This is a genomic window from Mycobacterium montefiorense (assembly GCF_025823255.1).
GTDB classification, from domain to species: domain Bacteria; phylum Actinomycetota; class Actinomycetes; order Mycobacteriales; family Mycobacteriaceae; genus Mycobacterium; species Mycobacterium montefiorense.
Map to the genome: position 1 here is coordinate 126,730 of NZ_JACKVL010000002.1, position 12,886 is coordinate 139,615.

Annotated in this window: 10 protein-coding genes and 2 pseudogenes; 2 read left to right on the plus strand and 10 right to left on the minus strand. The window is 62.9% G+C overall.

Annotated features, from left to right (window positions below; all coding sequences use genetic code 11):
- Positions 1–3: 3 nt before the first annotated feature.
- Together H7K34_RS00505 and H7K34_RS00510 are read right to left on the minus strand one after the other, a co-directional pair.
- A complete protein-coding gene (locus H7K34_RS00505; protein WP_264058675.1) occupies positions 4–1,245 on the minus strand; it encodes a sodium-dependent bicarbonate transport family permease in 1,242 nt (413 codons plus the stop codon).
- 267 nt (positions 1,246–1,512) lie between these two features.
- Entirely contained in the window at positions 1,513–1,734 is a 222-nt protein-coding gene (locus H7K34_RS00510; protein WP_264058678.1) for a hypothetical protein, read from the minus strand.
- A gap of 528 nt (positions 1,735–2,262) precedes the next feature.
- Between H7K34_RS00510 and H7K34_RS00515 the strand changes: the two genes are divergently transcribed.
- On the plus strand, positions 2,263–3,615 hold the full coding sequence (locus H7K34_RS00515) for a salicylate synthase (protein ID WP_264058679.1): 1,353 nt from the start codon (positions 2,263–2,265) through the stop codon (positions 3,613–3,615).
- 67 nt (positions 3,616–3,682) lie between these two features.
- Here H7K34_RS00515 and H7K34_RS00520 read toward each other — a convergent pair.
- The 8 genes and pseudogenes from H7K34_RS00520 to H7K34_RS00555 all read right to left on the minus strand — a co-directional run.
- Positions 3,683–4,576 (minus strand): annotated as a pseudogene (locus H7K34_RS00520) (MerR family transcriptional regulator); the annotation flags it as partial.
- Between the two features lie 7 nt (positions 4,577–4,583).
- Positions 4,584–6,086 (minus strand): flavin-containing monooxygenase, encoded by a 1,503-nt coding sequence (locus H7K34_RS00525; protein WP_264058783.1) that lies wholly within the window; start codon positions 6,084–6,086, stop codon positions 4,584–4,586.
- The gene (locus tag H7K34_RS00530; protein ID WP_264058681.1) at positions 6,083–7,003 is read right to left on the minus strand and encodes a ferritin-like domain-containing protein; all 921 of its coding nucleotides are present in this window, start codon (positions 7,001–7,003) and stop codon (positions 6,083–6,085) included. The genes H7K34_RS00525 and H7K34_RS00530 overlap by 4 nt, the downstream gene beginning before the upstream one ends.
- A 25-nt stretch (positions 7,004–7,028) precedes the next feature.
- Positions 7,029–7,889, minus strand: a pseudogene (locus tag H7K34_RS00535) (SDR family NAD(P)-dependent oxidoreductase).
- 2 nt (positions 7,890–7,891) lie between these two features.
- Complete coding sequence (locus H7K34_RS00540) at positions 7,892–8,905, minus strand: alpha/beta hydrolase (RefSeq protein WP_264058683.1); 1,014 nt, start codon at positions 8,903–8,905, stop codon at positions 7,892–7,894.
- Between the two features lie 94 nt (positions 8,906–8,999).
- Positions 9,000–9,515: an SCO family protein gene (locus tag H7K34_RS00545; RefSeq protein ID WP_264058685.1), complete on the minus strand. Its 516-nt coding sequence runs from the start codon at positions 9,513–9,515 to the stop codon at positions 9,000–9,002.
- Positions 9,508–11,028 (minus strand): linalool dehydratase/isomerase domain-containing protein, encoded by a 1,521-nt coding sequence (locus H7K34_RS00550; RefSeq protein ID WP_264058687.1) that lies wholly within the window; start codon positions 11,026–11,028, stop codon positions 9,508–9,510. Before H7K34_RS00550 ends, H7K34_RS00545 begins: the two co-directional genes overlap by 8 nt.
- A gap of 72 nt (positions 11,029–11,100) precedes the next feature.
- Positions 11,101–11,553 carry a nitroreductase family deazaflavin-dependent oxidoreductase gene (locus H7K34_RS00555; RefSeq protein ID WP_264058689.1) on the minus strand — a complete coding sequence of 151 codons (453 nt, stop codon included), beginning with the start codon at positions 11,551–11,553 and terminating at the stop codon, positions 11,101–11,103.
- 198 nt (positions 11,554–11,751) lie between these two features.
- Here H7K34_RS00555 and H7K34_RS00560 point away from each other — a divergent pair, with 198 nt between their 5' ends.
- Positions 11,752–12,882 carry an NADH:flavin oxidoreductase gene (locus H7K34_RS00560; protein WP_264058691.1) on the plus strand — a complete coding sequence of 377 codons (1,131 nt, stop codon included), beginning with the start codon at positions 11,752–11,754 and terminating at the stop codon, positions 12,880–12,882.
- The last annotated feature ends 4 nt before the right edge of the window (positions 12,883–12,886 follow it).

Genomic DNA, 12,886 nt, shown 5'->3' on the forward strand with positions numbered 1-12,886 from the left:
GGCTCAGACGCCGAACCATCGTTCGATGACGCGGGCAATCTCGATGTAGAGCGGGATTCCGATCGTGACGTTGTAGGAGAATGTCAGACCCAGCGACGCGGCCAGCGGCAGTGTCGGGCTGGCTTCCGGGATCGCCAATCGTTGGACCGCGGGAACCGCGATGTAGGACGCCGCGCCGCACAAGACCGCGAACAACACATAGGTGCCCGTCTTGAAGTCGGTGTGGGTCAGGCTGGCGTAACCGCAGGCGACGAAGATCCCCAGCGTCGCAAAGACATTCGGAGCCAGCAGCGCAAAGAAAATGAAGCCGGGGCCCGCGGTTCTGAGGTCTTTCAACTTGCGGGAGGCCGTCATGCCCATCTCGAGCAGGAACAGACACAGCACGCCCTGGAATGCCAAGACGAAGAACTTGTCATCGTCTTGCACGACCTTTTGACCCTGAAGGCCACTGACGAGGCCGATCGCAATGCCGCCGATCAGCAGCACCAGCCCGGGGTTGAGAAAGACCTCCTGGAAAAGCTCACGGGAGAAGATGGATGGCTTCTTGGCGGTCTTCGCGGCCGGACTCACATCGAGTTCCTCGGTGCGCCCACCCTTTTCCAGCGAAAGCTCGAGTTCCTCCTCGACCGCCAGTGCACGTTCGGACTCCAAGCTCTGGCCGTGTCCAGGCCGTGCCGCGGTGCCGGGCCCGACCCCGACCCCGACCTTTACCGTTGTGTAGTCCGGCTCGTCGGCCATGTTGCCTGCCGCGTCCATTCCCCGGTGCCGCAGCCCGGCCACCAGGTATAGCGCCACCAGACAGCCGGGAATCTCCATGACGGCCAACATCACCGGCATGTAGGCGTTGAAGGCGATGTTCACCGCTGCCAGCACAGCCACGCAGGTGGCAAACGTCCCGGCCGAGTCCGAACCGTAATAGCCGGCAATGGTTGCCCGGTCGATTCTGCGCAATTTCGTCAGCCAACCGAGCAGGAAATAGGCGATAACGCCGATGACGAAGTTGAGCACGAAGCCCAACACCATGAATCCGACGATCGCCCCGACGCTGGAGGCGCTGACCTCAGCGAGTTCCTCACCCCCGTGCCAGCCGATAGCCAGCAGCAGGTACATGGTGAGGCCTTGATAAATCACATAGGGGAACTCAAATCGGACTTTCAAGATCGGAATGAGGAATCCGAAGTAGAAGAAAAGCAGAAGTGGTTTGAACAGGTTATGCGTGAAGTTTTGCCAGAACTCTTGCAGCATGGGGGCCTCTCATCATCTGTCCGGTGGCCCGGGGTAAGCACTGTCCGCAAGCGGCGGCGACCACGAACATCCCGACGACCGTGGAAAATTTAGCCCCGTAGCTGTGAAACCGCCACTCGAATTGGTCCCGAAATGTGCATATCGCACCAAGCCGCGCTGGAATGGCCGCGAAAGGTAAAACCCGTGGTCACAGCGGTGCTGGTGGGAGCCGGTAAGCTGAGATTAGCGTGAATCTGGTGTGAGTTGCCTGTGCATTCGCTGTCAGAATTAGCGCGTCGTCGTTCCGCCGGAAATTAGCGAGGGCCGGACCCCGGCGCCTCGTTTGCGGTGCGTCACCGACAGCCACGCCGACGGTGAGTAATGCGTCGTAATCTCCTCGAATCCATCGACCCGGGAAACGGTCAGGACGCCTGTCTCTTGGTTAATTTCGAGCTCGTCGCCGTCGGACGCCTGGACTTCCTCGCCGTTCGCGAGCCTGATCACGAACATATTGTTCCTCTCGATCCGTGGAGGGATAGCTGGCGATCGGGCGTTAGCTGGGCAATTGGTAACCCGGTCGGATTAAAGTCTGGCTACGCCTTTCTGTCATAAGTCCTATGCGGCATCTGGCGCGATCCCCGCAGCCCCAATGCGCCGGAGTATGTGACGGAAGTTCGTTGTGCCCTCGCTGAGCTTGGCGAGTCGCTGCGCAAACCAGTTTTGTGGGGAGAACTCAGGTTATGGTAGCCCGTCGTGCAGGGACCAGTAGGTAAACGATCTGGAAACGTTTGGCCGACGCGGCGCCGCGCCCAGCGCGCTCATTGCTGCCACACAACCTCTTGTTTTCTAGTCTCTAGCTGCGGAAACGGTGTCAGGGGAGACAGTCGTCGGCTACCACCGCAACGCGCTGACGGGGGTGCCGTGACAACGGCCGATGCTTTAACTCCACGCGATGCTTACCGAGCGCGCAGCTAAGGAGACCGAGCACACACAACCTCTGCTTGGGGAGTTTCATAGGTTAGGCTATATTTACTAGCTGTGACCGAGGCCAGCGTCGAGACAACACCCATTGGCATCACGTCGGTGCCGATTCCCCTTCCCGCGCAAATCGACCCGGCCGACCTGGCAGCTCAGCTCGCCACGGTCCTGCCCGAGCGACTCGGCGAGGAGTACTTGCTCTACGAGAACTCCGGTCAATGGGTGTTGGCCAGCGGCGTCTACGCGATGATTGAGCTGGACAGCGACGAGCTGCGGGTCATCCGTGACGGCGTGACGCAGCACCAACAGTGGTCCGGGCGACCGGGATCGGTCTTGGGCGAAGCCATTGATTGTCTGTTGCTGGAAACCGATCAGCTTTTCGGCTGGATCGCATTCGAATTCGGTGTCTACCGCTATGGACTACAGCAGCGGTTGCCACCCGGTACGCCGCTGGCGCGATTGTTCTGGCCCAGTTCCCGCATCGTGGTGAGCCAGGACGGAGTATCCCTTACCGATGCGGCGGAGAACCACCGCGACGCGGTGCTCCAAATGCTGCGTGACGGCGTGCCTAACCCTCGCGAAACCCGCGAGATCGACATCACCGCCGACGGGTCGAACTATCGCGATCGCGTGACCACGGCCGTGAGCGAGATCGTCGCCGGCAAATACAACAAGGTGATCCTTTCCCGTTCGGTGGAAGTGCCTTTCGCACTGGACTTCCCGTCGACCTATCGACTGGGCCGTCGGCACAACACACCAGTGAGGTCGTTCTTGCTGCAGCTGGGTGGAATTCGTGCGCTGGGCTACAGCCCCGAACTCGTCACGGCTGTTCGTCGGGACGGCGAAGTGATCACCGAGCCGCTGGCCGGTACCCGCGCGCTCGGTCGCGGCCCTGTGCACGACCGCGAAGCTCGTGACGACCTGGAATCGAATTCGAAAGAAATTGTCGAGCATGCTATTTCGGTGCGCAGCTCGTTGCAGGAGATGAGCGAGATCGCCGAACCCGGAACGGCGGTGGTGACCGATTTCATGACCGTGCGGGAACGGGGCAGTGTGCAACACCTGGGCTCTACGGTCAGCGGGCGGCTGGATCCGTCCAGCGACCGGATGGACGCTTTGGAAGCACTTTTCCCGGCGGTTACCGCGTCGGGCATCCCGAAGGGCGCCGGTGTCGAGGCGATCCTGCGTCTCGACGAAGGGCCGCGCGGGCTGTATTCCGGTGCGGTGGTGACTGTTTCAGCTGATGGCGCACTGGATGCCGCGTTGACGCTGCGGGCGGCCTACGAATACGACGGCACGACTTGGCTGCGGGCCGGTGCGGGAATCATCGAAGAGTCGCTTGCCGAGCGCGAATTCGAGGAAACCTGCGAGAAGCTGTCCACCCTGGCGCCGTATCTGATTGCGCGCCAGTAGTTCTCAGTTGGCCTTCTGTCGGCGTGCCGACAATTCGTCGGGAACCGGATCGGGCCCGGCTTCGGGTGGCTTCGGGTGAGCGTTCGAGATAGTCGGCGAGGATGCGGCTGGCCAATGACTCGATGTTCGACTCGATCGAGGACGCAAGCGTTGCCGTGACGGTCGCCACCGCCTGAGTACGGAACCGGACCAGCATCGTGATCAGTTCGGCGATCTCGGCATCCGCGGGCAGCGCCTGGCCCGGTTTGATCTTGTCGATGACGTGTTCGGCGCCGGCACGCACCAGCAAGTCGCTGATCTTGTCGATCTCGGGCACGATCTGCTCGTGCAGGTCGACGAGCTTCTCCAATTCGACGCCGTAGCCCCGAATTTCGTTGAAAGCTTCGATCAGTTTGGGTCGGGTCACGGTGGCACGCTCGCCGTCTACCCGGATAACCTGCAGCGCGACCAGCCGCTTGAATGCGGTCGGGTCGTCGACGAGCGCCTCGGCGTCGGCGAGTGCCATGGTTTCCGGCTTCTCGGTGGTCCAGCTACCCACTATGGCCGTCTCCAGGCCCAACACGTCGCCGAGGTTCTTGCCTTCCTCCCACGCGCTGAGCATCTCCCGCACGTGCGAGATGTTGTAGCCGCGTTCGAGCATCGAGGTGATCAGTCGCAGCCGGGTCAGATGCGTGTCGTTGAACAGCGCGATGCGGCCGACCCGCAGTGGTCCGGGAAGCAGTCCGCGGTCGCGATAGACGCGGATGTTGCGGGTGGTGGTGCCGGCCAGCCGGGCCAGGTCGTCGATCCGGTATTCCCCGGACGCCGCGACGCCGTGCGGCTGGCGTGCGGCCGCGTCGAAAAGCTGTGAGACCGCGTTCTCGATAAAGTCTCGCGATTGGCGCCGAACACGTTTGGGTGCCCGCCGCACGTTGTACAGGACGCTGGCGATGGTGCCGGGTTCCGGTCGGTTCTGCGCCATCTGCGCCTCAGGCCGAGGAGGTGACGCGCGCCGTGGCCCGGCGTGCCACCGCTTGGTAGTCCGCGTAGCGGAAATCACTCATCTGGCGAAGATACTGCGTCGCGAAGCCCGGGTACATGGACCCATTGAACCCGTCCTTGGTGAGATACCAACTGCGGCAACCTGACATCCAGGTCGTCTTGGTGAGCCGGCGCTGGATGTTCTCGTTGTGGCGCAGTTGGACGTCTTCGCGCACATCGAGATAGCGCAGGTCGTCGTCGAGGATGGTGCGGATGCCGCGCACCGCGTAGTCGAGCTGGCCTTCGATGTAGACCAGCAGCGAGTTGTGACCCGGCCCCGAATTGGGGCCGGTCATGAAGAACAGGTTCGGATAGCCGTGCGCATTGATGCTCTTGTAAGCCTGTGCGCCGGCCGCCCATTCGTCGGCCAGCGATCGGCCGTGCAGACCGGTGACGGCGAACGGTGGGCCGGTGAGGTGGACGTCGTAGCCCGTTGCGAACACGATGCAGTCGAGGTGGTGTTCGATGCCGTCGCTGGTGCGGATACCTGCGGGGCTCAGCGTCGCGATCGGCCAGCAGACCAGCTTGCAGTTGTCGCGCTGCAGCGCGGGGTAGTAGTCGCTGGAGACCAGCATGCGCTTGCATCCGGGAGCGAAGTCGGGCGTCAGCTGCCGGCGTAACCACGGGTCTTTGACCTGAGCGCGCAGATTGACCCGGCCCAGTCGCGCCACCAGCGAGGTGAGCGGGGTGTCCCACACTAGCGCGGTGGCACTGGCTTCATGGCCCCAGAACAGCGCCTGGCGGGCAAGTTGCTGGATGGCAGGAACTTTGGCGAACAGCGCTTGCACCGCTGGCGGCGTCGCCACGTCCAGGCGCGGCAGCACCCAGCCGGGGGTGCGCTGGAACACCTTGACGAACCCGGCCTGCTTGACCAGTTCGGGAATGATCTGGATGGCGCTGGCGCCGGTGCCGATGACGGCGACGCGCTTGTCGGTGAAGTCGTAGTCGTGATCCCAGCGGGCACTGTGGATCTTGTGTCCCCGGTAGGTGTCCAGGCCGCGGATTTTGGGGAAGCTGACGTCCGACAGCGGGCCGGATGCCAAGACGACGGTGCGAGCCCGAAAGCGCTTGCGGTTCCTGGTCTTGGCCGTCCACACGCCGGCAGCCTCATCGAAGGTCAAGTCACTGACCTCGTGTTTGAACCGGATGTGACGGCGGATGTCGAATTTGGTCGCCATGTCCTCGAGGTGGCGACAGATTTCCGGGGCGGGTGAGTACGTCCGCGACCACGTCGGGTTCTTCACGAACGAGTACGAGTAGAGCAAGGACGGGACGTCGCAGCTGGCCCCCGGATAGGTGGTGTCGCGCCAGGTTCCGCCCACCCGGTCGGCGCGCTCCAGGATGACGATGTCGCTAATACCGGCCTCGGCCAACCGGATTGCGGTCCCGAGTCCGGTGAAGCCGGCACCGATGATCAGTGTCGCGTAGGTGTGATCGTTTGCCATGGTCAGGCCGCCGGCTCGTGGGTGAGTTCCCTGGACCAGCTGGGCATCGGCCGCAGCAGTGGCTTGGGATAGAAATCCGACAGCCACACCATCGAATTGGCCAGGAGTTGATAGGGGTGGCGCGGGTTGACCACCCACATGCCGTGCCGCTTGAGCAACTTGTAGGTAGGCACCCGCCGGGTACGTTCACCCCGATCGCCTAGTTGCTTGAAACGGTTGACCGCGTTGAACAATCGCTCCGAATCCATGCCCATGCCGGCCATCTCGTTGCGGACGCGGTTGAGCAGCGGTACGTACATGACCATCCCGAGAATCAGCCCCGGTGATGCGAAGCGGCCGACGAAGTCGATGGCCAGCCGGCGGGCCTTTGCGTTGCCGATCATCTCGAGCACCTCGAAATCAACCGCGATATGCCGTGATTCGTCATTGTTGATTTTCTCGAAAACCTGGTGGCAGACCGGGTCCTGCACGGATTCCAGCAGGAATTTCAGCAACGCACCGTCGAGCGCCACCTCCAGCATCGGGATCACGGTGCCCAGCACCGACAGCGGCATGTCGTCGGCGAACGTGTCCAGCCACTCGATGGCCAACCGGATGTTGACGTTGGGCGTGGGAATCTCGCCGTCCTCGAGCATGCCCCAGCGCTTCATCAGCGCCAGTTCCGCATTGGCGTGACGCTGCTCCTCGGCGTGGAAATACCGGTAGATTTCCGCGATTGTCGCGTTGGGCGCCTTCTTGGCGAGCGCCGCGAAGCCCCGGGCTCCGATGTTCTCGATCCAACACAGGTCAGCCATGAAGGCCTTGAGCATGGGCCGGAACTCGGGCCGAATGGTGTCGGCGCCCGGTGCGTCCCAGTCGATGTCGGCGAGCGCCCACTGCCGATCCTTGATTTTGGCGAGCATGGCTTCCATATCCATGGCCATAACAGTTTCCTTCCCCTCCGGTTTATCAGTGCATGTTCGCGCGGGATAGCAACCCAACCGCGCGGGTATATGACTGTGGGGCAATGCGTTTGATGTTCCAGCCGATCTTGGCATCGAGTTGTGGCATGCAGTAGAGCTCGCCGCGGTCATGTGCGTCCAGACAGGTTCGTGCCACTTTCTGCGCCGACAGGCCGGTCCAGCGCATCAGCTTGGCGGCGAGCTCGCCGGATTCCTGGGTGATCCGTCCCGCTTCGACGATGTTGGTTTTGACGAACGTTGGGCACAGCACGGTGACCCGGACCGCGGTGCCGGACAATTCGGCGGCCAGCGTTTCGGAAAGCGAAAGCACACCGGCCTTGCTGACGTTATAGGCGGCCATGCCGGGTGCCGCGCCGAACGCGGCGGCCGAGGCGACGTTGATGATGCCGCGTGGGGCAACCGATGGCCCTGCCTCGCGCAGGATCGGGGTGAACACATGGCAGCCGTGTATCGGTCCTCACAAGTTGATGCCCAGGGCCCATGCCCAATCATCCAGGGGCACATCGCCGATCGCCGAACCGCCGGCGCCGACGCCGGCATTGTTGACGACCAGGGTTGGGGCGGCCCCGAAGAAGGACTGCGCTTGGTCGGCCAGCGTGCTCACGTCCTCGAATCGCGAGACGTCGCATCCGATCGCCACCGCTTTCGCGCCGTGCTCGGCGATCGCGTCGACGGTCTGCTGCGCGGCGACTTCGTCGATGTCGCTGCAGACCACCGTGCCGCCGCGGCGCGCGAGCTCGACGGCGAACGCGGCGCCGATGCCGCTGCCTGCCCCGGTCACCACCGCCAGCGCGTCGCGGCTGGTGCTTGTCGAATTGCCGAGCAGCTTGTCCAGTGGACCCAACATGGTCAGCCCACCTCGTCGGCGCGGGCATGCGCATCCTGCAGCGCGTGGGCGATGAACCGTGCCACATAGGCCATGGCCTTGGCGGCTTCCGGCGCCATTCGCGGAAGTGCCTGGAACACATGGACTTGGTGCGGCCACACCTGCAGCTCGCAGCGCCCGCCGGCCGCCAAGATATCGGCGGCCAGCTGTCGCGCGTCGTCCTGCAGCATTTCGGCGCCACCGGCCTGAACCAGGGTCGGGGGCAGCATCGCTCCGCCGGCGACGTCGAGCGTCAGACGGGGGTGGGTGAGATCGATGCCCGGGTGATAGAGCGCGACCAGCCGCGCCGCGTCGCGCACCCGGATGGCGGGATCACGGCGTATCCGCTCGCGCGCGAGTGACAGCGCGAAGGTCATATCGATCAGCGGTGAGAACAACACCAGCGCGGCCGGCGAGTTCGCGGCGACGTCGGGCTGCAACAGCATGTCGACCGTCAGGTGACCGCCCGCCGAATCACCGGCTACCACAATCTGTTTCGCGGGCACGCCGCAGGTGTCGACCAGCCAGTCCCAGCCCGCACGGACGTCGTCGGCAGCGGTGGGGAAGCGATGGCGCGGCGCCAGCCGGTAGTCGACGCTGAAGACCGGCAAGCCGGTCAGCGACGACAGCCAGGATGTCAACCGCCGGTGGGTCTTTGGCGAACACACGGCGTAGCCGCTGCCGTGCACGTAGTAGATCGCACCCGCGTTTGTCGACGAGCGCGCAGCTTCGCTCGTCGGAGTGCGTGGCCCGTACACCCATTCGCCCTTGACCCGGCGGCCGTCGGGCAACCTGGTGTCGACCTGCTCGACGCGGGTGCCCGCCAGCGACGGGCCGAAGGTGGCCATGACCCGCGAGATCATCCGGCGGGACAGCCAAATTCCCCACCCGCGCTCGGGCGGCACCAGCCCGCTGAACGGCCGCAATGTGTAGGTGCTTACCGCTGCCGCGCCGCGAGACCGCAGTGACCCCCGGGCCGGGACGACAATGTCCGCCATGCAACGGAGTCAACCGTAAATGGTGACATTCGTCAATGGCAGCTTCAGGAAACGCGCAGCGCCGCGGTCAGCGGGTCAGCCCAATGCGCGGCGCTCACTCAACAATCGACAACAAGGCCGTGGTCAGCTCGTCCTCCTCGACCGCATCGGTGAAGTGCGTCAGGTAGCAGCCGTTGGGTCCAAGGACGTAGGTGAACGCCGAATGCGGCATCCGGTACCCGTCGGGTTCCCCCTGGTCGGAGACCTCGGTGGAAAACACCCGAAACGATCTCTTGGCCCACTCGATCTGCTGCGTCGAGCCGGTGAGACCGGTGAAGCGCGGATACGACGACGCGAGAAACTCTTTCATCACCGCAGGGGTGTCGCGTCGCGGGTCCACCGTGACGTAAAGCGGCTGTATGCGCTCGGCACGCGGACCCAGGCGATCGAGCACCACCGACAGTCGGGACAGAGCCCGCGGGCATATCGCTTTGCAGTGAGTGAAGCCGAAAAAGATGATGGCGTACTTACCCCGGTAGGTCCGTCCGTTGACTTCGTGCCCGTTGTGGTCGATGAGATCGAATGTTCCGCGAACCGGGGGCGCGGCAAGCGTGGGGGAGGGCTCATTCATCGTTGGACCTACTTGTCGCCGGTATCTGAAGCTCGAAAGCCCTTGGCGGGCCTGGGGATATCTCGACTCGGATGCCCGCCTCGGTTCTACTGATTTGAATATCCGCCGCACCGCCGGTGACGTCGGCTCCGTTTTCGCGCAGCGACCAAGGGGCTTGGTCGGCGACGTTACCGAGGACGACAAAGCCATCACCGCGTCGTTCGCCGTGTCGTTGGATGCGGAACTTCAGAATCCCGGAAGCCGGCGTGAACCGTGCCTGGCTTACCGAGATGTCCCCGGCGACAACGGTCAGCGCCGGCTCGGCGAAATGCGCTGTGCCCCAAGGCTGGTTGTATAACTTCCAGATGCCGTCCGACACATTGAGTCGTGCGTATCCGAGCAGGACGTTGCCGGTGAGTGGCTCCATCAGGGTGCGGTTGCCGTGCGCGTCGCAGTCGGCGTCGTTTCTCGGGTAGTACAAGCCGCCGTCGCGCCAAGTGGGAGACATGTATCGGTTGGCGTGCGAAAGCAGCCCGTCTAACGTCGCAGCATCACCCATCTCGGATGCCCACGTCGCGACCCAGCCGAAATTGCACGAATCGGTGATCAGTTGTTGCCCCATAACCTCGACTTTTGGCTCGGGGTGTACGAACTTCGTCTGGTCGGGCCCGTCAACCAGCAAGTCCTTGACTTGACGGGGATAGTTGGCGCGCACGAAGTCTCGGTTCCACATGTTCATCAGCGTCCCGCACCATGCGTCGACCCATGCCGACATCGGCCTGTTGGGGACCGTGGTGCGGGAGTCCTGGGCGAGGTACATGTTGTAGTGCCCAGTGGAGTCGAGTCGGCCGAACGTCGACCACGCCCGCTCGTAGCTGCGCGTTACCTCTGCCGCCACGCTTTCGCCGGTCACCAGATCGTGCAAGCGAAAGCCAAGGATCGCCGGCTGGTTGCATATTTGAAAGGCGCAATTCGGCTCGCAGGCGACGCCGAGATAACCGCTCTGGACCATCTGCCAGTAGATGTGCTCGTTGAGTGAGTTCTGGTCGTAGGTAAAACGTTTGGGCTCTCCACCCCAGAAGTAGGTCCAATGCTCGAACGTGATGGCATCGGGCTCCGCATAACGGGCATCGCCGGACAGGTAGTTGTACATCAATGTCATGGATTGGACATAGGCGCTGTACATGATGTTGTCACGGGCGACCGGATCCCACTCCTCGTGGTAACTCTCGGACAGGTGGGCGTTGAACACGGCACCGCCGCGGCTGACATCACGCCAATACAACCACACTTCAGGCAGGGTGATCTTTTCAATGAGGCGTTCAAAGATCGGCTTGAATGCTCCCGGTGCGTTTGGCAGTCGGTGCATATGGGTCAACGCCAACGCGTACGCCATGTAAGCCAATTGGAATCGCAGGCCACCGAAATCGAACTGGCCAAGTCCTTTGCCCAACATCAAAGACCAGTCGTTGGGCAGTTGTCGCGAAAGGTTGTCGAAATGCCGAATGTGCCCGAGTTGTTCTACCGAAAGCACCGGAGCATCGCTGTCGGAGCTCGGTTTAAGCGCGGGGCGTGAAGTGTTGTCGACTGACATGGCCGCCCGAAGTCAATTCCGACGCTGCAGCGTGAACACCGGGATGGTGCGCGTGGTCTTGTTCTGGTACACCGCGAAATTCGGGGAGATGGACACCACCGCGTCGAACAGCGAATTGCGCTCTGCGCCGAGGGCTTCGCGAGCGGTGGCCTTGAACGTTTCGGTACCCACCTCCAGGCGAACTTGCGCAGTGGCGCGCAAGTTGTGCACCCATGCCGGATCCTTCGGTGCGCCCCCACGAGAACCGATGACCACCATTGAGCCATCGATGGTGAAGTACGCCAGAACCGTTAGGCGCGACAGACCAGACTTGGCGCCGGTCGTGGTCAGCAACAACATGCCGATGTTTTCGAAGACGCCACCGACTTTGCCGTCGTTTTCCCGAAACTCGCGAATGATCTGCTCGTTGAAAGTATTCAGCGCGGCCGTATCGGTGCGGAATCGTTCGGGGTCAAACTCTTGCATCCTCGTCAGGCTAGAGCGCCTCGCACCGTGCATGGGCTCAGCAACCGACTAAAAACCAACGTTGTCAGCTACTGGGAATCGATAGGCTTTCAGACAATGCGGCTCTGGGGCCCTGACCTTTGCAGTTGCCGGCCGGGAACATTGTCGATGCCCGAAATGTTCTGGGTTGGCGCCAGCACGAAGGAAGAAGGCCGTCAAATGACGATGCAAGCTCAGGAATCGTATGAGCCGCTGTTCACGCCCGCGGTGGTCGGGCGAGTGGATCTGAAGAACCGTGTCGCCGTGGCTCCGATGACCCGGATAAGCGCCACCGCCGAGGGTCTGGTCACTGAACGGAATGAGTCTTATTACGGTGTCTACGCCGACGGCGGCTTCGGGCTTCTACTCACCGAAGGTCTCTACCTCGACGAGCAGGCCAGCCAGGGCTACTTCTTCCAGCCTGGCATTGCCACGGCCGCTCACGCGCAAGCATGGCAACCGGTGGTTGAGCGCGTCCACGGGGCAGGCGCCAAGATCTTCGCCCAGTTGATGCACGCCGGCAGTCAATCGCAGGGCAATCCCCACACCGCCACGACTCTGGCCCCGTCTGCGGTGCGTCCCAGGGGCGAACAGCTGGCGATGTACCGCGGGTCAGGACCCTACCTGATCCCTGAAGAAATGACCCTTGAGCAAATCCGCGAGGTGCGCCGGGCGTTCGTGACCGCCGCGACGCTGGCCCGAGATGCCGGCTTCGACGGTGTCGAAATCCATGGCGCCAATGGATATTTAATCGACGAGTTCCTCACCGACTACCTGAATGTCCGCACCGACCAATACGGCGGCGGTGTCGCGAACCGCGTTCGACTGGCCGCCGAGATCAGCCGCGACGTCGCGGCCGCAGTGGGCTCGGAGATCACCACCGGAATCCGCATCTCCCAAGGCAAAGTGTCCGACAATCGCCACCGCTGGGCTGGTGCGCAAGACGATGCTGCCGTCATTTTCTCCGCGTTGGCAGACACCGGCATCGACTACATCCACACCACCGAATATCGGGCTCTGGCACCGGCGTTCGATAGCGGGCCGGAGACCTTGGCCGAACTCGCCAAACAACACAGCGGCCTGACCGTCATTGCCAACGGGCATCTCGACGATCCCCGCGACGCCGCTGCCATCATCGGATCCGGATCTGCTGACGTGGTCGCCCTGGCTAAACCTGCTCTGGCTAACCGTAATTGGCCGCACCTGGTGCGTACCGGACAAAAGCTTGCCGGAGATCTGCCCGCCGACCTGTTCGGCCCCGTGGCCTCCATCAAGGACTGGGAACTGGTCAGCCCGGACAACAGGCTTTGACGAT